The organism is Allobosea sp. BE125 (genome assembly GCF_031456075.1).
Taxonomy (GTDB): Bacteria; Pseudomonadota; Alphaproteobacteria; order Rhizobiales; family Beijerinckiaceae; genus Allobosea.
In genome coordinates, this window is the sequence record NZ_JAVDTY010000002.1 from 157416 (window position 1) to 180820 (window position 23405).

Consider the following 23405-nt stretch of genomic DNA (forward strand, 5'->3'; position numbering starts at 1 on the left):
TCGTGGAACGGTGGACTCGCACCGAAACGATGCGAGTCAGTGGTGCCAGAGACACCATCGCCGTTCGCAAAATGCAAATGCAAATCCAATTCGCGTCACTGAAAATGGCGCGGAACCGGGATTAACGCATCGGGAATTTGACCTTGAGCCTAGTGCTGACCAGAGGCGGAACGAAAGCCGAGACATCTCCGCCCATCGACGCGATCTGGCGGACCAGCGTCGAGGTGATGTAGCGCGTATTGGCGGAAGCCGGGAGGAACACGGTCTGCAGATCGGGCACCATGGCCTGGTTCATGCCGGCGAGCTGCATCTCGTAGTCGAAGTCGGTGGCGTCGCGCAGGCCGCGGATCATGATGGTCGCGCCGGCGGCCTGGGCGGCCTGGACGGCGAGATAGTCGAAGGTCACGACCTCGATGGCAACGCCCTCCGCCGCCGCGATCGGCCCCGCGACCTCGCGCAGCAGCGCGGCGCGCTCATCGGCCGAAAAGATAGGGGCCTTGCCGGGATGCACGCCAATGGCCAGGACGAGCCGGTCGCAGAGCCGGCAGGCGCCTGCGATGACGTCGGCATGGCCGTTGGTGATCGGGTCGAAGGATCCGGGATAAAAGGCTGTGCGGCTCATGAGGAAGGGTTAGCCCTTGCCTGCCTCGCCGACAAGCGGCTCGCCGCGCTCACGCCGCGCGGACCTGGATGATGAACTGATCGATCCGCGCCTTCAGCGAACCCGCAAGCCCGCTCAATTCGCTCGACGCCCGCAGGACGGCGGCCGCGGCCTCCGAGGTCTGCTGCGAGGCGTTCGAGACCAGGCTGGTGGCGTCGCCGATTCGGCTGAACTCATGGGTCGCGGCGCTGACATCGGAGACGATGGCATGGGTCACGCCATGCTGCTGGCGCATCGTTCCCGCGGTACGGCGGACCGCGTCGCTCAGATCGGCGATCATGCCGCGAATGCCGGCGATGGCATCGACTGTCTCGCCCGTGGCCTGGTTCATGGTCGCGATCTGGCGCGAAATATCCTCGATGGCGCGCGCGGTCTGAGCCGACAGCCCCTTCACCTCGGAGGCGACGACAGCGAAGCCGCGACCGGCGTCTCCGGCGCGGGCGGCCTCGATCGTGGCGTTGAGCGCAAGCAGATTGGTCTGCGCGGCGATGCCCGAGATCAGGCCCGTGACGTCGGAAACGCGCGCGGCTCCTGTTGCCAGCGAATCGACGATCGCCCCCATCTCGTCCGCGTAATCCCGCGCCGACCGCGCCGAGCGGTCGGAGGACTGAACATCGCCATCAAGCCGATCAATCGCCAGGCGCAGATCGCGCGCCGCCTCCTCGATCGAGCTCATGCTGAAGATCGCCCGCGAAGCCGCCTCGTGGACCGTACCGGCATTAGCCTGCGTCTCGCGCGCTCCCGCCGACAATTCGCTCGCCGTCACGCTGAGAGCCTCAGCAGCGTTGGAGACCGCGCTCGTGACACCCAGCACGGAGCGCTCCAGATCGGATGCGAGATCGCTGAGCAAGGCCGCGCGCTGCCGCTGTGTGTCGCCATCGCGCTCCTCGCGCTCCTGCAGGCGGGCCTGCTCGTCCCGCACCATGGTTTCGCGGATGCTCTGGACGGACGCCGCGATCGCACCGATCTCGTCGCGTCGCTGCGCGCCAGGGATGCGCAGATCGGTGCGCCCGGCCGCGGCTCCCGCAAGCGCCTCGGCGAGCCCGGCGATCGGCTGCGCCACGGAGAGGCCAAGCAGCAGCGCCACCAGCAGCACGGGGCCGAGCACACTGAGGCTGGCCACCACGATCGCTCCCTTGAGCTTGTCGATGACGGCGAAGGCCGAACTCTCCGGCTCGGTCAGCCAGAGCAGCCAGGGCCAGCCGTCGACCGTCATGCTGCGCCCGGTCACGACCAGCGGCGCGCCGTCGCGGCTCGTCATCTGGAGCATGGCACCGCCCGAGGCGGCGAGCCGGCGCGGATCGAGCGTCTCGACGGGCGCCGTGCCAGCCTGCCGCGCGGCCTGGTTCGAGCGCATGAAGCCGTCGGCGCCAATGACATGAGCCTCGGTATGGCGCGACGCGCTGGCGCTCGCCGCCAGAACCTCGTCGATCAGCGAGGTGTTGATCGCGAAGATGAGCGTACCGGCCGGATCGGAAGCCCCCGCATCGGCGGCGGAGAAACGCTGCGCCAGGAAGGCACGCGATTCGCCACCGACCGGGTCGTAGGGCGCAAAATCGATGACGGCCTGCTCGCCGATGGGCAGCTTGCTCGCGGCCTCGAAGACTGTGCCAAGGCCTGATCGGGCAAGGTCGGGCTCGCTGATCAGGCGCCCGAATTCGGGCCCCTTGGTCACGCTGTAGACGACGCGCCCCTTGGCGGAGACGAGGTAGACGTCGGCATAGCCGAACTGCTTCAGGATCGCGGAATAGGTCTCGTGGATCGCGACGTGGCGCCAGGAATAGCCATGTTTGTGATCCTGGCCGGTCCGCGCCACGCGCTCGGACGAAGATAGCGAACCATCTCCTTGATAATAGGACAGAATGGCGCTCCGGTCATAAGCGCCCAGCTCCATCCATTTGCCGATCTCGTCGAGCGTCGTGACCGTATAGGCGCTACGCGCCTGCACCGAGAGCTCGGAGCGGATCTGCAGCCAACGCCGCTCGATCGCCTTGGCATGGCTTTCGGCGAGAATGTCGAGGCGCTCGCGCACGGCTTCGCGCGTCCATTGCTGAACGGCGAAATAGGCCGATCCGCCCACGGCGAGCGCAGCTAGGCACGCCAGGCCGAGCATGGCAGCAGGAAGCCTGAATCTCAGACTGAACAAGCGCCCTGGCCCTCGCAGCGACACCGATGATGGTCTCGCCTGAATAGACAGGTCGGCGTTAACTTTCGCTGAAAGGCCTCGCCCTCAGGACAATGGCAGCCAGGATAGCGGCAGCAACGTCGCAGCGGCGGCGGCGCTGCCGACGATCACCGACGTCAGGACGATCAGGATAGATGCGACCGAGACATGGCGGCGGACGGCAAAACTGGGATTGAGCTGCATGGGATGCTCTGGGCGAATCGAATGGTGTGCGGCTTACTTTGCGTGAGGGTCCGGCCGGGCCGCGGAAAGGCGAGACCGTGGCGAAACCGTGACGGCGTCCGTCGAACAGCCTCCCGGCGCGTTTGACGATTGCTTTAGGGGCGAATTCCCGCCTAAACCGCCGCATGCTCACGATCAACGACATTACCTACAGGCTCGGTGAACGGCTTCTGCTCGATCACGCCAGCGCCTCGCTTCCCGATGGCTCGCGCGTCGGCCTCGTCGGCCGCAACGGTACCGGCAAGACCACGCTCTTCCGTATCATCACCGGCGATCTTTCGCCGGAAGGCGGCAGCATCAGCCTGCCCAAGGGTCGGCGCATCGGCGGTGTCGCGCAGGAAGCGCCCGGCGGTCCGGAAACGCTGATCGAGGTCGTGCTCGCTGCCGACACCGAGCGCGCGGCCCTGATCAAGGAATCCGAGACCGCCAAAGACCCGCATCGCATTGCCGAGATCGAAACCCGGCTTGCCGACATCAACGCCCATTCCGCGCCGGCCCGCGCCGCGACCGTACTGCACGGCCTCGGCTTCGACGAGGCGGCGCAGCAGCGCCCCTGCTCGGATTTCTCCGGCGGCTGGCGCATGCGCGTCGCGCTCGCCGCTGTGCTGTTCTCGGAGCCCGACCTGCTGCTCCTCGACGAGCCGACCAACTATCTCGACCTCGAAGGCACGCTTTGGCTCTACGATTATCTCGAGCGCTACCCGCACACCGTGCTCGTCGTCAGCCATGACCGCGAATTGCTCGACACCTGCGTCGACCACATCCTGCATCTCGACCAGGGCAAGCTGACGATCTATCGCGGCGGCTACACCTCCTTCGCCAGGCAGCGCGCCGAAAAGCAGATGCAGCTCTCCAAGGCCAAGGAGAAGCAGGACGCCGAACGCAAGCATCTCCAGGCCTTCGTCGACCGCTTTAAGGCCAAGGCTTCGAAGGCGCGCCAGGCGCAGTCGCGCGTCAAGCGGCTGGAGAAGATGGAATCGATCGCGACGATCGTGGATCGCGACGTCCAGCCCTTCAGCCTGCCCGGCCCCGAGCGGCCGCTCTCGCCGCCGATGATCGTGCTGGACAACGCCAGCGCCGGTTATGGCGACCGCACCGTGCTGTCGAGGCTCAACCTGACGCTGCTGCCCGACGACCGCATCGCGCTGCTCGGCTCGAACGGCAACGGCAAGTCGACCTTCTGCAAGCTGATCGGCGGCAGGCTGCCGCCGCTCTCGGGCACGATGCGAAAATCATCGAAGCTGGAGACGGCTTATTTCGCCCAGCACCAGCTCGACGAATTGCGGCTGGAGGACACGCCTGTCGCGCATCTGCGCGATCTGATGCCAGACGCGCCCGAGGCCAAGGTCCGCTCCAAGGCGGCTCAGATCGGCTTCCCAGCGAGCAAGGCCGAGACGCCGGTGAAGAACCTCTCCGGCGGCGAGAAGGCCCGGCTGATGCTCGGGCTCGCGGCCTTCGGTGGCCCCCATCTCCTGATCCTCGACGAGCCGACGAACCATCTCGACATCGATAGCCGCACCGCCCTGGTCAACGCGATCAACGACTATCCCGGCGCGGTCATCCTCGTCAGCCACGACCGCTTCCTGATCGAATCCTGCGCCGATCGGCTCTGGCTGGTGGGCGACGGCACGGTCAAGAATTTCGACGGCGACATGGAGGACTATCGCAGCTTCGTGCTCGGCACCGCGAAGGCGGCCAAGCGCGAGAAATCCGCCGCCGAGGCAGCCCCGTCAGGCAATGGCAAAGCCGAGGAGCGCAAGGAGGCTGCAGTCAAGCGCGTCGCGCAGGGCCCACTGCGGCAAAAGCTCAATCTCGCCGAGGCGCGCATCGCCAAGCTGACCGGATTGATCGAGAAGGTCGACGGCGTGCTCGGCAATGGCGCGGCCTTCGCGCGCGATCCCGACAAGGCGCTGATCCTGTCGCGGCAGCGGGCCGAGCTCGCCGAGGCGCTGGCGGCAGCCGAAGAGGAGTGGTTGGGCCTGAGCGAGGAACTGGAGAGCGCCTGAGCCGGGAAGCGGTCACGGCGCCTTCGACAAGATCCGCAGGATATGCGCTCGACCAAGGAACAATCGTTTCTGCTGCCGTATCGTCAATTCCTGACGGGCTTCAGCGCCGGGTCCCAGTGCTCGACGATCTTGCCGTCCTTGACCCGGAACAGATCGAACCAATAGCTGTCATAGGTCTTCAACTCGTTGCCGGGCTCTGCCCGGCTGCGACGCATCACGAGCTGGACGAGATCGCCCTGCGTCACGACGGCCACGAATTCGGTCGCGATGATCGCGGTGGCGGATTTGGGGTTCGGCCAGATCTTCGAGAAATACGCGTTGAATCCGGCCAATCCACTCGCCACGTTGGGATTGTGCTGGATGTAGTCGTCGGCGAGATAGTCCTTCGCCCTGGTCCAGTCCTGCGCATCGAAGACCTTGGACCAGAAGTCGAGGACGAGCGCCTTGTTGGCGGCTTCGGCTTGCGACAATTGCGAGACTGTCTGCGCCGAAGCGGTCCGCGGCATGGTCGAAAGCAGGGCAAGGCCCGTCATGGCGACAGCTGCGAAACGAATGATCGATGACCGCCGCATATCCTGGTTCCTGCTCCCGATGCGGGAATGTGCCGAAGAGGTCAGCCCTGCCCCGGCTTCACGATCCGGCTCAGCCGGTTGTCGGTGAACATGTAGATCTCGCGGCCGCCGGGCTCGGAATAGAGCACCTGCACCTCGCGCTGGCCCTTGCCGCTGTCGCCGATCAGCACATCGGTCGGGCGCGCGCCCTTCAGCTTGACCAGCTCGCATTCGGTGATGCCTTCCGCGATCTGCGGCGGCAAGGGGCGGGTCGAGGGATCGAGCGAGACATCGGCGCTGCATTCGCCATCCGCAGTCAGTTGCGCTTCCTGAGTCGAGACGCGGGCCGTGGCGCTGCTCGTCGTCGTGGTGGTGCGCCCGCCATTGGACTCGGAGGTGAAGGCGAACCCGCCCATATCGACGGAACACCCGCCCAAAACGGCGGCGCAAACGAGCAGGACAGGCAATTTCACGCTTTTTTCTCCCAGCGGCCGGCCTCGTCCTGCTGCCAGTAGCTGGCGCTGGCACCCGAAGCCCGAACCGACTTCCAATCCTCGCGCGCCGCTGTCAGCGCGTCGGGATCGTCACCATCGAAAATCAACACGACGCGCTCGTAATCCTGCAATGCGTCGGGAATGCGGACACCCTCCGCACAGATGCGGACCTGCGCCGCGTTGGGGTTATGCGCCTTCGTCGTCAGCACGACGGGATTCGTCGCCGCGTCGGCCTCGGCCGCCGTGACATGAGCCAGGAAGCTCTCGTCGGAATAGGTCCAGAGATGATCGTCGAGCGCGCTCAATCGCTCCGGGCTGGACAATTCGACCACGACCTTCTGCCCGCGCGAAACCGCCCGATCGAGAATCGTCGGCAGGACCTGTTCGAGCGGGCGCGACTGCAGATGGAAGAACAGGATTTCCGGCATGAAAGCCTTTCTTGCCAAAATGCTGTGGGAGCAGTCTCCGAAACCGAATCAGCTTTCGTAATGCTCCGCCACCAGATGGTCGAGCAGGCGCACGCCCCAGCCCGAGCCCCAGGAGCGGTTGGTCTCGGTATTGGGCGAACTCATGCCCGTGCCGGCAATGTCGAGATGCACCCAGGGGGTGTCGTTGACATGGCGCTGCAGGAACTGAGCGGCGGTGATCGAGCCGCCATAGCGGCCGGCCGAGTTCTTCATGTCGGCGAATTTCGAATCGATCATCTTGTCGTAGGCCGGCCCCAGCGGCATGCGCCAGACCGCCTCGCCTGTCGCCTTGCCGGCGGAACTCAGCCGCTCCGACAGCTCGTCGTTGTTGGAGAACAGGCCGGCGTGCTCCTGCGCCAGGGCAACCAGGATCGCCCCGGTCAGCGTCGCGAGATTGATCATGAATTTCGGCTTGAACTGATCTTGCGTGTACCAGAGCACATCGGCCAGCACGAGGCGGCCTTCCGCGTCGGTGTTGATGATCTCGATCGTCTGCCCCGAGAGCGATGTGACGATGTCGCCGGGGCGCTGGGCATTGCCGTCAGGCATGTTCTCGACGAGGCCGATCACGCCGATGGCGTTGACCTTGGCCTTGCGTGCGGCGAGCGCATGCATCAGCCCGGTGACGCAGGCCGCGCCGGCCATGTCGCCCTTCATGTCCTCCATGCCGGCACCGGGTTTGAGCGAGATGCCGCCGGTGTCGAAGGTCACGCCTTTGCCGATGAAGGCGACAGGCTGGACGCCGGACTTCGCGCCGTTCCAGCGCATCACGACGACGCGACTTTCGCGGCGCGAGCCCTGGCCGACGGCCAGGAGCGCACGCATGCCGATCTTCTTCAACTGCTTCTCGTCGAGAATCTCGACTTCGACACCGAGCTTCTCGAGCTTGGCGGCGCGATCGGCGAACTCTTCGGGGTAGAGAACATTGGGCGGCTCGTTGACGAGATCGCGCGCCAATTCGACGCCCCCCGCAATCGCCTCACGCGCCTTCAAGGCTTTCTTGAGCGCCGCAGGGTCAGACACCCGCAGCGTCACCGTAAGCGGCTCGGCTTCGTCCTTCTCCTTCGTCTTGGTCTTATAGCGATCGAAGGCGTAAGCGCGCAGCCGCATCCCAAGCGCAATGTCGGCGGTCTGGTCGGCCGTCGGCTCACCGTCCGGCAGGGCCAGAATCACATCGGCGCTGCGGCCATGACCAAGGCGCCCGGCAATGGCGCCGCCAAGCTTGGCGAAATCGAGCTTGCCGCGCTCCGCTTCCGGGCCAACGCCGATGGCAATCAAGCGCTCATAGCCGGCGCCGTCGGGAGCCAGCAGTGTCAGCCCCGACAGCGCCTTGCCTTTGAAGCGCTCGGCCACGGCAGCGCGCGCGAGCAGGCTACGGACGCCTTCGCCGAGCCATTCCTCGGCCGTCTTCGGCGGCGTCAGCGCATCCGATACGAGAATCACGAGATCCTGGCCGGAGATTGCGTTCAGGGCTTTGACCTCGAGCTTCAGGCGCTGCGACATGACGGGCTCACGATTTAGGGATTGGGGCATCGGGAAGGGCGAAACGAGACGAACACAAACGATTCCCGTTTGCGCCTTGATTGCGCCTATACCATAGGGTGAGTTCGTCGAACCGTCCAAGGGAGCCTCGCCTCCCAGCCTCGCATCGGAATCAGAAGCTTGTTCCTTAAGCGCCTCGACCGCTACATCCTGAAGATCGCGACGGTCGCGGCCATCGTCCTGCTTGTCGGGCTGACGAGCGTGATCTGGGTCACGCAGGCCCTGCGCGAGGTCGATCTGATCACCGGCAAGGGCCAGACGGTCCTGATCTTCTTCACCGTCACGCTGCTTTCGCTACCGGCTTTGGTCGCAGGCATCGCGCCGGTCGCGCTGTTCATGGCGACGCTCTACACACTGAACCGGCTGAACAGTGATTCCGAGCTGATCGTGATGAACGCAGCCGGCGTCGCGCCCCATCGCCTGACGCGCCCCTTCATCGTCCTGACGATCGCGACCTCGTTGATCGTCTGCTGGATGACGCTGTCGGTGATGCCCGCGGGATTTCGCATGCTGCGCGACCTGATCACGCTGATCCGCGCGGATTTCGTCGCGAACGTGGTCAAGGAGGGCCAGTTCGTCTCCCTCGACTCGGGCGTGACCTTCCATTACCGCGAGAAGTCTGGCGACGCGCTGGTCGGCATCTTCATGCAGGACAGGCGCGATCCGAAGCAGCCTTCGATCTATATCGCCGAGCGCGGACGCACCGTCGATGTCGACGGCAACAGCTTCCTGATGCTGGAAAAGGGCACGATCCAGCGCGAGAATCGCCAGGACACGACCTCGATCATCTCGTTCCAGCGCTACGCGCTCAACCTATCGGCACTGTCGGGCGATCCGACGGGAGGGTCCGGCGAAGGCGATGGCGACAAGGTCACCTACAAGCCGCGCGAACGCTCGACCTGGGCGCTGCTGAACCAGGACCCCAATGAGAGCTATTACAAACTCCAGGAGGGGCGTTTCCGCGCCGAATTGCACAACAGGCTGTCGGCGCCGCTCTACCCGATCGCTTTCATGCTGATCGCCTTTGCGGCGATCGGCGAGGCGCGCACCACACGTCAGGGCCGCGCGGTCGCGCTCCAATCCGCCATCCTCATCGTCAGCGCGACGCGCATCGGCGCTTACGCCGCCTGGACGGCAAGCGTCAGATCAAGCTTCGCGGTCTGGCTGCTCTATATCCTGCCGCTGGCCGCCATCATCATCTCGGTCTCGCTAATCGTCTTCGGCCAAAGGCTGCGTCCTTTCCTGGGACGCCTCACGGCGCCCTTGTTTGCGCCGTTCAACCTGCTCGCAGCAAGGCTTCGGCGCGCCTGATGCTTCTGATCTCGACCTTTGGCCGCTATCTGACAAAGCGGTTCGCACGCGCCATCCTCGGCGTCTTCAGCACGTTTTTCTTCCTGATCGGAACGCTCGACTTCGTCGAGCTGATGCGGCGCGCGGGCGATTCGCCCATCGCCACGACGCCGCTGATCATCCAGCTCGCGCTCTACCGCGCGCCGGCGGTCGCCGAACAGATCTTCCCGTTCGCGGCGCTGTTTGGCGGCATGTTCGCGCTTTTGACGCTGAGCCGGAAGCTCGAACTCGTCGTCGCACGCTCCGTCGGCGTCTCGGCCTGGCAATTCCTGCAACCCGCGGCCCTGGTGGCCGTGGTCATCGGGCTTGTCTCGATCCTGATCTACAACCCCGTGGCGGCCGAGCTGAAGCGCAAGGCCACCGCGCTCGAACTGCGGCTATTCGCCCGCACCGGCCAGACGGCCAGCGGCCAGGACATCTGGATGCGGCAACGCAGCGTCGATGGCCAGGCGATCATCCGCGCCGCCGGCGCACTACCGGACGGCGACGGCCTGTCCGACGTCGCGATCTTCAATTTCGATGCCAATGGCGGCTTCGTCGAGCGGATCGACGCGAAACGCGCCGTGCTCTATCGAGGGCACTGGGAACTCACCGACGCGCGTGTGATCTCCGCCATGGAAGAGCCGCAAAACTACAAGACCTACCTGCTCGCGACCACGCTGGAGCCGGAACAGATGCGGCAAAGCTTCACACCGCCCGACGCCGTTGGCTTCTGGGCGATGCCCACGGTGATCGAAAGAACGCAGCGTGCCGGGCTTGATACGACACGCTATGAACTGCGCTATCAGTCACTTAAGGCACGGCCGCTGCTGCTCGTCGCCATGGTTTTGGTCGCTGCGTCCGTTTCCTTAAGATTTTTCCGGTTTGGTGGAGTAACTAGACTGGTGATAGGTGGCGTGGCGGCCGGCTTCGTGCTGTATGTTGCGACGCAGCTGTCGGAGGAACTCGGATCGTCGGGAATCGTCAATCCGATCGTCGCCGCGTGGCTGCCTGCGGCCGTCGGGACGATGCTGGGAGCCTTGGCCCTCCTTCATCAGGAAGACGGGTAAGAGTACTGTGCCTATGGTTAATTTAGGATTGAGCGTATGAATGTGGGCGTGAGACGCATGGCGCGCTTTGCTACGGCGACCGCCCTCGCCTCGAGCTTGGCCTATATGCTGACGGCCGGCGGCATCGCCGTCGCGCAGGCGCCTGTTGCTGCCCAGAATCCCGCCGGGGCCAAACCGCAAGCTGGGGCCAAACCGCAGGAGCGGATGGTCGTCGACGCTCGCGAATTGGTCTACGACAAGGACAACAACACCGTTTCCGCCGTGGGCGACGTCCAGATTCTCTATCAGGGGCGGACGATCGAGGCCGACAAGGTTGTCTATGACCGCGCCAGCAAGCGCGTCATCGCCACTGGCAACGCCCGGATCACCGAGACCAACGGCACGGTCATCAACGGCGACCATTTCAACCTGACCGACGATTTCCGCGACGGCTTCATCGATTCGCTACGCGTCGTGAACCCCGACAAGACGCGTTTCACCGCGCCGCGCGGCGAGCGTACCGACGGCGAGACCTTCATCTTCGACAAGGGCATCTACACCGCCTGCGAGCCCTGCAAGGACAATCCGGAAAGACCCCCGCTCTGGCAGGTGCGCGCCGCGCGGATCATCCATAAGAAGTCCGAGCAGACGATCTATTACGAGGATGCCCGCCTCGAATTCCTCGGCGTGCCGATGGCCTATGTGCCTTACATGTCAGGTCCGGATTCGACGGTGAAGCGGAAATCCGGCTTCCTCTCGCCGAAGTTTCTGAATACGGGAGCGCTCGGCTATGGCGTCGGCCTGCCATATTTCCTGAATTTGGCGCCCGATTACGACCTGACCATCACGCCGACCTATCTGACGCGCCAGGGCCTGCTCGGCCAGGTGGAATGGCGCCAGCGTCTCGTCAACGGCTCCTACAAGATCCGCGCCACGGGTATTTTCCAGCAGGACCAGTCCGCGTTCCTGGCGACGCCGCTGGGCGCCGGCGACAAGGAATTCCGCGGATCGATCGAATCGAACGGCAAGTTCTACCTGAACCCGCGCTGGTCATTCGGCTGGAACGTGGCGATGTCGACGGATCGCTGGTTCTACAAGAACTACCGCATCCTCAATGAGAGCATCAGCTCGACGACCTATCTGCAGGAGTCGATCTCGACGGTCTATCTCAACGGGCAGAGCGAGACGGCCTGGTTCGACATGCGCGGCTATTATTTCCAGCCGCTGACCTCGACCGATTGGCAGAAGCAGCAGCCCGTGGTGCTGCCGGTCATCGACTATGACAAGCGCATCAACAAGCCGTCCTTCCTCGGCGGCGAATTGACCTTCAACGCCAATGTCACCGCCCTGCACCGCGACGCGACGGCCTACCAGCAAATCCCGAACCAGAGCGCCTATCTGGTCACGACGCCATCCTATTCGCTCTATGATGGCTGCGCGGTCTATCAGAAGAGCACCTGCCTGGTGCGCGGCCTCGCCGGCAATACCGCGCGCGCCACAGCCGAAGTCTCATGGCGGCGCAACTTCATCGATTCGATCGGCCAGGTCTGGACGCCTTACGCCTCGCTGCGGGCCGATGTGTTCTCGATCAATCCGTCGACCACCGGCTACGGCAATGCCTATGCCAAGACGATCGCCGACACCTCAGACGAGATGTTCGGCCGGGCGATGCCGGCGATCGGCCTGATGTATCGCTATCCGTTCGTCGCCAAGACGAGTTGGGGAACGCATATCATCGAGCCTGTCGCGCAGATCATCGCGCGCCCGAACGAGACGAGCAGCCTGCGCGTCGCGAACGAGGATTCGCAGAGCCTGGTCTTCGACGACACCAACCTGTTCGAATGGAACAGCAAATTCTCGGGATATGACCGGCTCGAAGGCGGCACGCGCGCCAATGTCGGCGCCCGCTATACCGGGCGCTTTGGCACCGACGGCTATGCCAACGCTTTGTTCGGACAATCCTACAGCATCGCCGGACGCAACTCCTTCGCTCGCGGGGACCTGGTCAATACCGGGCTTGATTCCGGCCTCGACACAAACCGCTCCGATTATGTCGCGCGCGCCCAGATCTCGCCCTTCAAGAATTTCGTCCTGACGGGCGCGGCTCGCCTGAACGAGAGCACCTTCGAGGCGCAGCGCATCGACGCGGGGGCAACCTATACCAACAGCATCTTCTCGGCGTCGATCGGCTATGGCCGCTATGAGCCGCAGCCCGATCTCGGCATCCCGCGCCGGCGTGAGGGTCTGTCGCTCAACGGCTCGGTCCTGGTCGCGCAGAACTGGCGCGTGCGGGCCGGCGTGCTGTTCGACCTCGACAAGTACAAGTATGACCGCGAAGTTTGGCGCGCCAGCTATGCTGCGGGAACCGCGACCATCGCCACGTACCCGAACACGACTCCGTTCCAGACGGCCTCGACCTCGTTCGGCGTGAACTACACCGACGAGTGCACCATTTTCGACGTCAGCTACACGCAGAACTACGCTGACAAGCAGGTCTCCGGCACGGCGAAAGATACCCGCACGATCATGTTCAAGCTCGAGCTCAAGACGCTCGGACAGATCACCTATTCCCAGAATCTCGGTGGCTCTTCGACCGGCGACGGCGTCAGCCAGTGACGCCGACTGGCATCGACCCCTCTCGGAGGCAAAGGTGCCAGCGCCGCCCCTGGCCCTGACGCAGGGCGACCCCGCCGGAATCGGCCCAGAACTCGCATTGCTGGCTTGGCGCGAACGCGAACAGCGCGCGCTGCCCGCCTTTGCCTGCATCACGGATATCGACCATCTCACGCAGACCGCGCAGAGGCTCGGGCTCGATGTGCCGCTGATCTCCTGCGAATGGGATGCGGTGAACCGCTCCTTTGCGAAGGCCTTGCCTGTCATCGCGCATGGTCACGCCGTTGCAGCAAAGCCGGGGCAGCCGGATCCGGAATCGGCTGCGGGCACGATCGTCTCGATCACCTCTGCGGTCGCGGCTGTGAGGCAAGGACAGGCCTCTGCCGTCGTCACCAACCCGATCGCCAAATCCGTTCTCTACGCCGCCGGCTTCGCTCATCCCGGTCACACGGAATTCCTCGCGCATCTCGCCGCCGATGGCGGCACGCCGCCTCACCCGGTCATGATGCTGTGGTGCGAGGACCTCGCGGTCGTTCCCGTCACGATCCATATCCCGCTGCGGTCGGTGCCGGATGCGCTGACGCAGGACCTGATCGTCGAAACTGGTCGGATCGTCGCCGGTGAATTGTCGCGCCGCTTCGGCATCGGCTCGCCCCGCATCGCAGTCAGCGGCCTGAACCCGCATGCGGGAGAAGGCGGCGCGCTCGGGCGCGAAGACGACGAGGTGGTTGTGCCTGCGATCGCGAGGTTGCGGGCGCTGGGCATCGAGGCGCGCGGCCCCTACCCGGCCGACACGATGTTCCATGCCCGGGCGCGCTCCGGCTATGATGTCGCGCTGGCGATGTACCATGATCAGGCGCTGATCCCGATCAAGACGATCGCCTTCGACGAGGGGGTGAACGTCACGCTCGGCTTGCCCTTCATCCGAACCTCTCCCGACCACGGCACCGCCTTCGACATTGCCGGGCAAGGCATCGCCCGGCCAGACAGCCTCTGCGCCGCGCTGCGGCTTGCCGCACGCATGGCGGCGCAACCCGTGCAGGCTTCGGCGTGAGCCAGATCGACACCCTGCCGCCCCTGCGCGATGTGGTCGAGCGCCATGGCCTCATGGCCCAGAAGGCACTCGGGCAGAACTTCCTGTTCGATCTCAACCTGACGGGACGGATCGCGCGGGCGGCGGGCCCGCTGGAGGGCGAGACCGTGGTCGAGATCGGCCCCGGCCCCGGCGGGTTGACGCGCGCGCTGCTCGCCAACGGCGCCGGCCGGGTGATCGCGATCGAGCGCGACCGGCGCTGCCTGCCCGCGCTGGCGGAGATCGCCGCGCATTACCCCGGCCGCCTGGAGGTCATCGACGGCGACGCACTGGCTGTCGATCTCAGGCCCCATCTTGCCGGCAAACCGGCCCGCATCGTCGCAAACCTGCCCTATAATATCGGCACGCCGCTGCTCGTGGGCTGGCTCAGCCTCGACCCCTGGCCGCCCTGGTGGCAATCGCTGACGCTGATGTTCCAGCGTGAGGTCGCCGAGCGGATCGTGGCGACACCCGAGGAGCGCGCCGATTACGGCCGGCTGGCTGTGCTGTGCAACTGGCTTTGCGACACTAAAATTCTGTTCGACGTGCCGCGCACCGCCTTCGTGCCCCAGCCGAAGATCACCTCCTCGATCGTGCAGCTCATTCCACGCGCCGAGCCGGAGCCTTGCGACCGGCGCCTGCTCGAGCGGGTCACGCTTGCTGCCTTCGGCCAGCGGCGCAAGATGCTGCGCCAGAGCCTGAAGCCGATCCTGTCGGATCCGCTGCCGCTGATCGAGGAAGCCGGACTTGCGCCGACGGCCCGGGCCGAGGAGATTCCGGTCTCGGGTTTCGTGCGGCTCGCCAACGCCTTGGCGCGGCAGCGTTGATTGAGCAGATTCCGATCCATTTGGATCGAAAACTGCTCTACCCCTTTGTTTTAACGCGTATTCTTCACGCGAACCGGCACCTACTTCGCTCGAAAACGTTCTAGAGACGGATGCCGGTGGTCCAAGGCCTTGATCTTGCATCGGCCCGCCCGAAAGCCGGCTCCCAGGTTTTGGGCCGATGCCATGGTTCGCCGTCAGGAGGTCGCGCCGATGCGCCGCGCCATCGCGTCCCTGTTGAGCTGCATCACGGTCGCTATCAGCTTGGCGGGCGCTCGCCCGACTGAAGCCCAGCCGACGGATTATCCAATGAGGCCTGTCCGGATCGTCGTCGGCTTCGCGGCGGGCGGAGCGCCCGATGCGCTTGCCCGCATCGTCGCCGAGAAGCTGACGCAACGCTGGAACAAGCCGGTCATCGTCGAGAACCGGGTCGGCGCCCAAGGCAACACGGCGATGGCCACCGTCGCCAAGGCGGAGCCTGACGGCTACACGCTGGCGCTGATGCCGGTCGGCAATGCAGCGGTCAATCCGGCGCTATTTGCCAATCTGCCCTATGATCCGGTCAAGGATTTCACCCCGATCACGCAGATCGCCACCGTCGAGAACGTACTGGTCGTTGGTTCCGGATCGCCGATCGCGACCGCGCAAGACATGCTGGCGCGCGGGCGGCCCGGCCCGAACCAGCGAGGCCTGACCTATGCGTCTCCCGGCGCTGGCAGCCTGGCCCATCTTGCCGCCGAATTGTTGGCCCGGTCGACCGGCCTATCCATGACGCATGTGCCTTATCGCGGGGTCGCGCCGGCCCTGACCGACGTCCTGCGCGGCGATGTCGACCTGATCTTTGCACAGCTCTCAACCGCCAAGCCCTTGATCGATAGCGGCCAGTTGCGGGCGCTCGGGCTCGCCAGTGCGCAGCGCAGCCCGGTGATGCCGGAATTACCGACCATCGCCGAGGCCTTCGGATTGCCGGGCTTCGAGGCCGTCTCCTGGTATGCGCTGATGGCGCCTGCGGCGACGCCGGGCCCGATCGTCGCGAAGCTGAACGAAGCCGTGTCCCAGGCGATCAGATCCGCCGATGTTGCGGAGGCCATGCAGGCCCAGGGCGCAACGCCGATAGGCAATTCGCCAGCCGAGCTTTCGGCGGTGATCGCGGCCGACAGCGCACGCTGGTCCAAGCTCGTCCGCGACGTGGGCATTCAGCCGAACTGACACAGCTAGAGCCGGATCCCGCTTTTCGGGCCGATGTTCTGGCTGCTACGGCAGAGCCTCACCAAGCAGGCGATCGACGAAATCCTTGAGGCCAGTCGCCCGGCTGCGCTTGAGCCGCTCCGCCGTCAGGATCGCCTTGATCGATTCATAGGCCGCACCGAGATCGTCATTGACGATGACGTAGTCGTATTTCTCCCAGCGCGCGATCTCGTCACGGGCGTTGCCGAGGCGCTTGGCGATGACCTCGGGAGCATCCTCGGCGCGGCGCACGAGCCTGGAGCGCAATTCGGCCATGGAAGGCGGCAGGATGAAGATGGTGACGACGTCCTCGCGGGCCTTCTTGACGATCTGCTGGGTGCCTTGCCAGTCGATGTCAAAGAGCACGTCCCGGCCATCGGCGAGCGACGTCTCGACATCCTTGCGCGGCGTACCATAGCCATTGCCATGGACCTCGGCCCACTCGAGCAGCTCGTTGTGCTGGCGCATGGCGTCGAACGTCGCGCGATCGATGAAGCGGTAATGCACGCCGTCGATCTCGGAGGGGCGCTTGAGCCGCGTCGTCACCGAGATCGACAAATCGAGATTGTTCTCGTTCTGCGACAGATTGCGCGTCAGCGTCGATTTTCCCGCGCCGGAAGGCGAGGACAGGATCAGCATAAGCCCGCGACGGGCCGGGCGAACGGCGTCAGCCATCAGCGCTCACTCCACATTCTGCACCTGCTCGCGCATCTGGTCGACGACGGTCCGTAGCTCCAGGCCAATCCGCGACAAGCCCGCATCACCCGCCTTGGCGCAGAGGGTCGAAGCCTCGCGGCCGAACTCCTGCGAGAGAAAATCAAGCTTGCGGCCGATCGCGCCACCCTGGTTGAGCAGCACCTGCAAGGCAGCGACATGGGCGTGCAGACGATCGACCTCCTCGCGGATGTCGGCCTTGACCGCCAGCAGGGCCGCCTCCTGATGCAAGCGCTGCGGATCCAGTGCCGGGCTTGCCTCCATCAGCGCCTGCAGCTGTGTGGCCAGGCGCTCACGGATCGCATCGACGCCGCGGGCGGGATGGCTCTCGGCCTCTGCCGTGAGACGGGCGATGCTGTCACGATGCCCGGAAAGCACGGCTTCGAGCGCACGTCCCTCGCTTGCCCGCGCCTCCTTCAAGGCCAGCACGACGGCTTCCAATCCCTTCAGCGCGGATGCCTCGACCGCTCCGAGCGCGTCCTGGGCTTCTTCGGTGAACTCGACCACGCCGCGAATGCCGAGCAGCCCGTCATAGGAGGCGGGGCGAATGGCATCCGACGCGGGCAGGCGCGACACCGCCTCCAGAAGCGTGGCGAGAGCCGCTTCGTTGATCCGCGGACGCGGCGGGCCCGCATCGCTGGTCACAGCGAGGTTCACATGCAGGGTCCCACGCGAAAAGGCGCTGGAGATGCGCTTGCGCGCGGCTTCGGCGATGCTCTCGAACCCCGGCGGCACACGCACGCGTACATCCAGACCACGCCCGTTGACGCTGCGGATCTCCCAGGCCCAGGCATGGATGCCCACCGTACCGGCGACGCGGGCAAATCCCGTCATGCTCTCGATGGCCATGGAAATCCCTGCCTCTGCCGCAACAACGCGGCGGACCCTAGAGCCGGATGATGTCTGATGGAATCACGAAGTGGTCCCAGCTGAAATCAGAATCCGTCTCTCATCAAAAAGTGAGAACAGGATCGATGCGAAAAACCGGTTCCCACTTTTTCGCATCCTGCTCTAGTGATAGCTATCCCGGCGAGCAAGGCTTGCCGCCGCGACGCCTCGGTCGGGATGTGGATAGTGCGCCCGGATGGCTCAGGGGCGCAGCGAAGGCACCTGCTTGGGGCTGTTCAGATCGAAGCTCTTGTTCAGCAGCGGATCGCGCGGTGTCCCTTCCGAAGCGTCGAAGGCGCGGGCCCGTCCGGTGACGCCGGCCTGGACGTTGGCGCCCGGCTGAGCCGCAGGAGCCCCCGCACGGCGGCTCCCCGGGGTCGGGAAGGTCTCGACATCATCCGCATCGGTGTTGGCCCGCTGCGGTCCGGGCGCCTCGGTGCGCGTATCGGGCGCCGGCGGCGGCTCGACCTTGTCGACGGAGGATTCCGATGGCGGCTTGCCCGGCTCGCGGCGCCCTGCCTCGAGCTGGCGCCAGCGCCCGACATTGCGGTTGTGCTGGTCCAGCGTCTCGGCGAAGGCATGGCCGCCGCTGCCGTCGGCGACGAAATAGAGCTCCTTGGTCCGCGAGTGATTGACCACGGCCTCCATGGCGGCGCGGCCTGGATTGGCGATCGGGCCGGGCGGCAACCCGTCGATGACATAGGTGTTGTAGGGCGTTGCCTGGGTGATCTCGTTGCGCTGGATCGAGCGGCCGAGTGTGCCCTTGCCACCGACGATGCCGTAAACGATCGTCGGGTCGGACTGGAGCTTCATCTTGCGGTTGAGGCGGTTGATGAAGACGCCGGCGACGCGCGGCCGTTCATCGGCGCGGCCGGTCTCCTTCTCGACGATGGAGGCCAGGATCACCAGTTCCTGCGGCGTCTTGATCGGCAGATCGGCGGGGCGTTTGATCCAGATCGCGTTGAGGGCGATACGCTGATCGCGTGTCATGCGGTCGACGATGGCCTGCCGGGTCGAGCCCCGCTGGAACTTGTAGGTATCGGGCAGGATAGAGCCTTCCCGCGGCACCTGGATCACATCGCCGGTCAGAAGGTCGTTGTCCTTCAGCCTGGCGATGATCTGCTCGCTGGTCAGCCCCTCCGGCACCGTGATCGAATGCTCGACGGCCTTGCCCTCGGCGATGATGTCGAGAATCTCCTGCTGGCTGGCGCGGGCCTTGAACAGGTACTCACCGGCCTTGAGCTTGGTCCAGTTGCCGGTCACCAGCGCCGAGACGCGGAAGGCCCAGGGATGCTCGATCAAGCCTTCGCGCAGCAGGAGATCGGAGATCTCCGTCAGGCCGCTTTCCTTCGGGATGATCAGGACACGGTCGCTGGCGAGCGGGCCTGGCGCCTTGCTCTGGCTGCCGATCACGGCAATGCCGGCGCCGACAACGCCCGCCAGAACCAGCAGCGCCGTGAACAGGCCGCTCATCATGGCGATGAAGGGGCTGCGACGGCGGCGGCGCGCCTTCGGCGGCGGCGCGGGCGGAGCGACCGGCTTGAGTGCCTCGCTGGGGCTCTTGGGGGCGACGCGGGGCGACTGGTTCACGGTTCGGCGCTCGCATTTCTTCAAATTGATACAGGCTTGGTGCCGCCAGCGAGACGGGTACGACCAGCAAGCCAGCCTGTCGTGGTTTCGACCGGCAGACTAGCAGAAATTATGGCGAAAGCGCGCTGCCCCCCGAAACATGGAGCTCAGTCGATGTAGCGCCGCATCACCAACGAGGCGTTAGTCCCGCCAAAGCCGAAGGAATTCGACAGCACAGCGTCGATGCGGCGCTTCTTGGCGACATGTGGCACGAGATCGAGATCGGTCTCGACGGAGGGATTGTCGAGATTGATCGTCGGCGGTGCGATCTGGTCGCGAATCGCCAGAATCGAGAAAATCGCCTCGATCGCGCCGGCGGCGCCGAGCAGGTGGCCCGTGGCCGATTTGGTCGACGACATCGCCGGCTTGCGCGAGGCATTGGCCAGAAGCCGCTCGACTGCGCGCAGTTCGATCTCGTCGCCGAGCTGCGTCGAGGTGCCGTGCGCGTTGACGTAATCGAGATCGGATGCCGTCAGCCCCGCCCGATTCAACGCCGCGGACATGCAGCGATAAGCGCCGTCGCCGTCTTCCGAAGGCGAGGTGATGTGATAGGCGTCGCCCGACATGCCGTAGCCGGTGATCTCGGCATAGATACGGGCACCGCGCGCCAGGGCATGTTCGAGTTCCTCCAGCACGACAACGCCGGCGCCCTCGCCCATGACGAAGCCGTCGCGGTCCTTGTCATAAGGACGCGAAGCCTTCTCAGGCGTGTCGTTGAAACCGGTCGACAATGCGCGGCAGGCGCAGAAGCCTGCAATGCCGAGCCGGTTGATCGCCGATTCCGTGCCGCCGGCCACCATCACCTCGGCATCGCCGAGCGCGACCATGCGGGCAGCGTCGCCGATCGCATGAGCGCCGGTGGAGCAGGCCGTCACGACCGCGTGGTTGGGGCCCTTGAGCTGGTTCTCGATCGAGACATAGCCTGCCGCCAGATTGCTCAGGCGGCCAGGGATGAAGAAGGGTGAGAGTCGGCGCGGACCACGCTCCTTCAGCAGGATGGAAGCCTCATAGATACCGCCGAGTCCGCCGATGCCGGAACCGATCGCGACGCCGGTCGCAGTCTGGTCCTCATAGCTCTCGGGCGCCCAGTTCGCATCGGTCAGCGCCTGCTTGGCCGCTGCCATCGCAAAGACGATGAAATCATCGACCTTGCGCTGCTCCTTCGGCTCCATCCAATCGTCGGGATTGAACGTGCTGTCGGTTCCATCGCCACGTGGAATGTTGCAGGCGATCCGCGCAGGCAGATCGCTCGCGTCAAAACTCGTGATCGGCCCGGCGCCGCTGGCGCCGGACAGAATGCGAGCCCAAGTCGGCTCGACGCCACATCCAAGCGGCGTCACCATGCCAAGGCCGGTGACGACGACACGTCGCATCGTAAAACTGCGTGAAACCATGGGACTTTCGGCGGCGAGCGACCTGAAGGCTGCTCAGGCGGTCTTCGACAGGAACTTGACGGCGTCGCCGACGGTCACGATCGTCTCGGCTGCATCGTCGGGGATCTCGACGCCGAACTCTTCCTCGAAGGCCATCACGAGCTCGACGGTGTCGAGGCTGTCAGCGCCCAAATCCTCGATGAAGTTCGCGCCGTCCACGACCTTCTCCGGCTCGACGCCGAGATGCTCGACCACGATCTTCTTCACGCGCTCGGCGACATCGCTCATGGGTCTCTTCCTTAAAGCTTGAAACACACCGCTGGATCGCGACGCGTAAAGGGGAATTGCACTTCCCGTATCCCGCCTCACCAGAATGGTGCCGGCGGGCCGGAACTCTCGAAGCCTGCACAAACGCAACAACCGGGTCCTCGTCAAGTCCCCTCGGCATCTGCGCTGCAGCGCGACGGCGCTCAGTAACACAGGCCGCGGGGGCTGGCGAGAGTACAAAACCTTCTTTGAAAACTTTTGAAAAGCTTTATCAAGCCATTCAAATCATTGTCATTCCACCGTTGACGTGCAGGGTCTGCCCCGTCACGTAAGCGGCCTCATTGCTGGCGAGATAGGCAACCGCGGCAGCAACATCTGCCCCCGAGCCCAGCCTACCCATCGGCACGTCGGACAAGATGCCCTCGCGCTGCTTTTCGTTGAGCGCCTGCGTCATCGGCGACTCGATGAACCCCGGCGCGACGATATTGACGGTGATGTTGCGGCTGGCGACCTCGGCCGCGAGCGCTTTCGACATGCCGATCAGCCCAGCCTTGGAGGCCGCGTAATTGCCTTGGCCAGGATTGCCGGTCGTCCCGACGACGGAGCCGATCGAGATGATACGGCCATAGCGGCGGCGCATCATCGTCTTCACGGCCGCGCGCGAGAGCCTGAAGGCTGCGGTCAGATTGACGGCGATGACGCTGTCCCAATCCTCGTCCTTCAGGCGCAGGAACAGGTTGTCGCGCGTGACGCCGGCATTGTTGACGAGGATGTCGAGCCCACCGAGCTTTTCTTCCGCCGCCGGCACCAGCGCCTCGACCGATTCCTTGTCGGACAGGTTGCAGGGCGCGATCACAGCCCGCTCGCCGAGCTCGGCAGCCAGGGCCTCCAGGGCCTCGATCCGCGTGCCGGAGAGAGCCACGGTCGCGCCCTGGCTGTGCAGCTGCCGCGCGATCGCGCCACCCAGGCCGCCGGTCGCGCCGGTAACCAGGGCCTTCTTGCCCGTCAAATCAAACATGGTCTCTCCCTGTGTTCGGCGCCCCGCCGTTTCACCCGTTCCGGGTTTTGTAATTCGCGATATCGTCGGCCGTGCCGACGGAGATGGTGGCGGTGCCAGCCGCGATCCGCTTGATCAGGCCGGCCAGCACCTTGCCGCTGCCGGCTTCGACGAATTCCGTGACGCCAGCATCAGCCATCGCCAGCACGCATTCGCGCCAGCGCACCGTGCCGGTGACCTGCGCCACCAATGAGGCGCGAATGGCGGCCGGATCGCTCAGCGGCGCGGCGCCGACATTCGCCATCACCGGAACGACCGGCGCCTGCATGGAGACTTCCGCCAGCGCGGCGCGCATGGCCTCGGCCGCAGGCTGCATCAGGGCGCAATGGAAGGGCGCGGACACCGGCAGCAGCATGGCGCGCTTGACGCCGCGCTCGCCGGAAAGCGCGATGGCGCGTTCGATCGCCGCCTTGGCGCCCGACAGCACGACCTGACCGCCGCCATTATCATTGGCCGCCTCGCAGACCTCGCCCTGCGCGGCGTCACTGGCGATCGAGCGCGCAAGATCAAGCTCCGCCCCCAGAAGCGCCGCCATGGCGCCCTGCCCGGCCGGCACCGCCTTCTGCATGGCGTCGCCGCGGATCCGCAGCAGGCGCGCCGCATCCGTGATGCTGAAGGTCCCGGCCGCAGCGAGCGCCGAATATTCGCCGAGCGAGTGGCCGGCGACGAAGGCTGCGGCGCGCTTCAGGTCGAGCCCAACCTCGGCCTCGAGCACGCGAACGACGGCGAGGCTGACGGCCATCAGCGCCGGCTGCGCATTGGCGGTCAGCGTCAAGTCCTCGGCAGGCCCTTCCCACATCAGGGTGGAGAGCTTCTGCGAGAGCGCCGCATCGACCTCGTCGAACACGGCTTTCGCCTGGGGGAAGGCCTCGGCCAGGCTCTTGCCCATGCCCACGACCTGGGAACCCTGGCCGGGAAAGATGAACGCTGTGGTCATTTCAGGCTAACCTCGATCGTCACGCCATAGTGATCAAGACGGCGCTGTCACATTGCTGGAGAGCTCCCGTCAAGCAACTCATGCAACATTTCCGCTGTCCAGATGGGTTCTTTGCACTGATTTTGGTTGCGCGAGGCGTCGTCAGCCTGTAACGACCCGCTTCTGCTTGTTCGGCCGGAGGCTGAACGGATGGCGGGCTTTCGCCCGCAGGTTCCTAGTAAGGACCGTCATCCCGTGTCTCCGCCTTCGATGAAATCCTGTCGGGCCTGTTCCAGGGCTCGGAGGGCTCCGCGCCGGG

21 protein-coding genes are annotated in these 23405 nt (G+C 65.2%); 7 read left to right on the forward strand and 14 right to left on the reverse strand.

The genetic code is table 11. The annotated features are described in order from the left end of the window. Positions 1-121 precede the first annotated feature (121 nt). The 3 genes from coaD to J2Y55_RS06040 form a co-directional block, all read right to left on the reverse strand. Positions 122-622, reverse strand: a complete 501-nt coding sequence (gene coaD, locus J2Y55_RS06030) for a pantetheine-phosphate adenylyltransferase (protein WP_310149191.1) — start codon at positions 620-622, stop codon at positions 122-124. Positions 623-671: 49 nt separating this feature from the next. Continuing rightward, entirely contained in the window at positions 672-2774 is a 2103-nt protein-coding gene (locus tag J2Y55_RS06035; RefSeq protein WP_310149194.1) for a methyl-accepting chemotaxis protein, read from the reverse strand. Between the two features lie 117 nt (positions 2775-2891). Next, positions 2892-3029, reverse strand: coding sequence for a hypothetical protein (locus J2Y55_RS06040; RefSeq protein ID WP_310149197.1), 138 nt, complete (start codon positions 3027-3029; stop codon positions 2892-2894). Positions 3030-3193: 164 nt separating this feature from the next. Between J2Y55_RS06040 and J2Y55_RS06045 the strand changes: the two genes are divergently transcribed. Continuing rightward, positions 3194-5074, forward strand: coding sequence for an ABC-F family ATP-binding cassette domain-containing protein (locus J2Y55_RS06045; protein ID WP_310149199.1), 1881 nt, complete (start codon positions 3194-3196; stop codon positions 5072-5074). A gap of 83 nt (positions 5075-5157) precedes the next feature. Here J2Y55_RS06045 and J2Y55_RS06050 read toward each other — a convergent pair whose 3' ends face one another. Genes J2Y55_RS06050 through J2Y55_RS06065 form a run of 4 tightly spaced genes read right to left on the reverse strand, consistent with a single transcriptional unit; the run spans position 5158 to position 8089 of the window. Further along, positions 5158-5646, reverse strand: a complete 489-nt coding sequence (locus tag J2Y55_RS06050; protein WP_310149201.1) for a nuclear transport factor 2 family protein — start codon at positions 5644-5646, stop codon at positions 5158-5160. A gap of 41 nt (positions 5647-5687) precedes the next feature. Next, positions 5688-6098, reverse strand: coding sequence for a hypothetical protein (locus J2Y55_RS06055; protein ID WP_310149204.1), 411 nt, complete (start codon positions 6096-6098; stop codon positions 5688-5690). After that, a complete protein-coding gene (locus J2Y55_RS06060) occupies positions 6095-6547 on the reverse strand; it encodes a DNA polymerase III subunit chi (RefSeq protein ID WP_310149208.1) in 453 nt (150 codons plus the stop codon). The genes J2Y55_RS06055 and J2Y55_RS06060 overlap by 4 nt, the downstream gene beginning before the upstream one ends. Before the next feature lie 48 nt (positions 6548-6595). After that, the gene (locus J2Y55_RS06065) at positions 6596-8089 is read right to left on the reverse strand and encodes a leucyl aminopeptidase (protein WP_310149210.1); all 1494 of its coding nucleotides are present in this window, start codon (positions 8087-8089) and stop codon (positions 6596-6598) included. A 159-nt stretch (positions 8090-8248) separates the two neighbouring features. On the opposite strand from J2Y55_RS06065, the gene lptF reads away from it, so the two are divergent. From lptF to J2Y55_RS06095, 6 genes are all read left to right on the forward strand, one after another. Continuing rightward, entirely contained in the window at positions 8249-9439 is a 1191-nt protein-coding gene (lptF, locus tag J2Y55_RS06070) for an LPS export ABC transporter permease LptF (RefSeq protein WP_310149213.1), read from the forward strand. Further along, on the forward strand, positions 9439-10527 hold the full coding sequence (lptG, locus tag J2Y55_RS06075; RefSeq protein ID WP_092165801.1) for an LPS export ABC transporter permease LptG: 1089 nt from the start codon (positions 9439-9441) through the stop codon (positions 10525-10527). Before lptF ends, lptG begins: the two co-directional genes overlap by 1 nt. Before the next feature lie 57 nt (positions 10528-10584). Then, on the forward strand, positions 10585-13122 hold the full coding sequence (locus J2Y55_RS06080; RefSeq protein WP_310149218.1) for an LPS-assembly protein LptD: 2538 nt from the start codon (positions 10585-10587) through the stop codon (positions 13120-13122). Positions 13123-13156: 34 nt separating this feature from the next. Beyond that, positions 13157-14173, forward strand: a complete 1017-nt coding sequence (pdxA, locus tag J2Y55_RS06085; RefSeq protein ID WP_310149221.1) for a 4-hydroxythreonine-4-phosphate dehydrogenase PdxA — start codon at positions 13157-13159, stop codon at positions 14171-14173. Beyond that, on the forward strand, positions 14170-15018 hold the full coding sequence (rsmA, locus tag J2Y55_RS06090; RefSeq protein ID WP_310149224.1) for a 16S rRNA (adenine(1518)-N(6)/adenine(1519)-N(6))-dimethyltransferase RsmA: 849 nt from the start codon (positions 14170-14172) through the stop codon (positions 15016-15018). The genes pdxA and rsmA overlap by 4 nt, the downstream gene beginning before the upstream one ends. A 306-nt stretch (positions 15019-15324) precedes the next feature. Next, entirely contained in the window at positions 15325-16224 is a 900-nt protein-coding gene (locus J2Y55_RS06095; protein ID WP_310149228.1) for a Bug family tripartite tricarboxylate transporter substrate binding protein, read from the forward strand. A 45-nt stretch (positions 16225-16269) separates the two neighbouring features. On the opposite strand, the gene gmk is transcribed toward J2Y55_RS06095, so the two are convergent. The 7 genes from gmk to fabD all read right to left on the reverse strand — a co-directional run bounded on the left by gmk (position 16270) and on the right by fabD (position 23107). Continuing rightward, positions 16270-16917, reverse strand: a complete 648-nt coding sequence (gene gmk, locus J2Y55_RS06100) for a guanylate kinase (protein WP_092165811.1) — start codon at positions 16915-16917, stop codon at positions 16270-16272. A gap of 6 nt (positions 16918-16923) precedes the next feature. Beyond that, the gene (locus tag J2Y55_RS06105) at positions 16924-17805 is read right to left on the reverse strand and encodes a YicC/YloC family endoribonuclease (RefSeq protein WP_310149235.1); all 882 of its coding nucleotides are present in this window, start codon (positions 17803-17805) and stop codon (positions 16924-16926) included. 240 nt (positions 17806-18045) lie between these two features. Then, positions 18046-19434 carry an endolytic transglycosylase MltG gene (gene mltG, locus J2Y55_RS06110; protein ID WP_310149237.1) on the reverse strand — a complete coding sequence of 463 codons (1389 nt, stop codon included), beginning with the start codon at positions 19432-19434 and terminating at the stop codon, positions 18046-18048. 146 nt (positions 19435-19580) lie between these two features. Beyond that, the gene (gene fabF, locus J2Y55_RS06115; RefSeq protein ID WP_310149243.1) at positions 19581-20846 is read right to left on the reverse strand and encodes a beta-ketoacyl-ACP synthase II; all 1266 of its coding nucleotides are present in this window, start codon (positions 20844-20846) and stop codon (positions 19581-19583) included. A gap of 54 nt (positions 20847-20900) precedes the next feature. Beyond that, complete coding sequence (locus tag J2Y55_RS06120) at positions 20901-21134, reverse strand: acyl carrier protein (protein WP_054207921.1); 234 nt, start codon at positions 21132-21134, stop codon at positions 20901-20903. Between the two features lie 259 nt (positions 21135-21393). Beyond that, complete coding sequence (gene fabG / locus J2Y55_RS06125) at positions 21394-22131, reverse strand: 3-oxoacyl-[acyl-carrier-protein] reductase (RefSeq protein WP_310149250.1); 738 nt, start codon at positions 22129-22131, stop codon at positions 21394-21396. 31 nt (positions 22132-22162) lie between these two features. Beyond that, entirely contained in the window at positions 22163-23107 is a 945-nt protein-coding gene (fabD, locus tag J2Y55_RS06130; protein ID WP_310149252.1) for an ACP S-malonyltransferase, read from the reverse strand. Positions 23108-23405: the final 298 nt, after the last annotated feature.

Coding starts and splice junctions, on each gene's coding strand:
- coaD (WP_310149191.1), bottom strand. CDS start 622: ATGAGCCGCACAGCCTTTTATCCCGGATCCTTCGACCCGATCACCAAC.
- J2Y55_RS06035 (WP_310149194.1), bottom strand. CDS start 2,774: ATGCTCGGCCTGGCGTGCCTAGCTGCGCTCGCCGTGGGCGGATCGGCC.
- J2Y55_RS06040 (WP_310149197.1), bottom strand. CDS start 3,029: ATGCAGCTCAATCCCAGTTTTGCCGTCCGCCGCCATGTCTCGGTCGCA.
- J2Y55_RS06045 (WP_310149199.1), top strand. CDS start 3,194: ATGCTCACGATCAACGACATTACCTACAGGCTCGGTGAACGGCTTCTG.
- J2Y55_RS06050 (WP_310149201.1), bottom strand. CDS start 5,646: ATGCGGCGGTCATCGATCATTCGTTTCGCAGCTGTCGCCATGACGGGC.
- J2Y55_RS06060 (WP_310149208.1), bottom strand. CDS start 6,547: ATGCCGGAAATCCTGTTCTTCCATCTGCAGTCGCGCCCGCTCGAACAG.
- J2Y55_RS06065 (WP_310149210.1), bottom strand. CDS start 8,089: ATGTCGCAGCGCCTGAAGCTCGAGGTCAAAGCCCTGAACGCAATCTCC.
- lptG (WP_092165801.1), top strand. CDS start 9,439: ATGCTTCTGATCTCGACCTTTGGCCGCTATCTGACAAAGCGGTTCGCA.
- J2Y55_RS06080 (WP_310149218.1), top strand. CDS start 10,585: ATGGCGCGCTTTGCTACGGCGACCGCCCTCGCCTCGAGCTTGGCCTAT.
- J2Y55_RS06095 (WP_310149228.1), top strand. CDS start 15,325: ATGAGGCCTGTCCGGATCGTCGTCGGCTTCGCGGCGGGCGGAGCGCCC.
- gmk (WP_092165811.1), bottom strand. CDS start 16,917: ATGGCTGACGCCGTTCGCCCGGCCCGTCGCGGGCTTATGCTGATCCTG.
- J2Y55_RS06105 (WP_310149235.1), bottom strand. CDS start 17,805: ATGGCCATCGAGAGCATGACGGGATTTGCCCGCGTCGCCGGTACGGTG.
- fabF (WP_310149243.1), bottom strand. CDS start 20,846: ATGCGACGTGTCGTCGTCACCGGCCTTGGCATGGTGACGCCGCTTGGA.
- J2Y55_RS06120 (WP_054207921.1), bottom strand. CDS start 21,134: ATGAGCGATGTCGCCGAGCGCGTGAAGAAGATCGTGGTCGAGCATCTC.
- fabG (WP_310149250.1), bottom strand. CDS start 22,131: ATGTTTGATTTGACGGGCAAGAAGGCCCTGGTTACCGGCGCGACCGGC.
- fabD (WP_310149252.1), bottom strand. CDS start 23,107: ATGACCACAGCGTTCATCTTTCCCGGCCAGGGTTCCCAGGTCGTGGGC.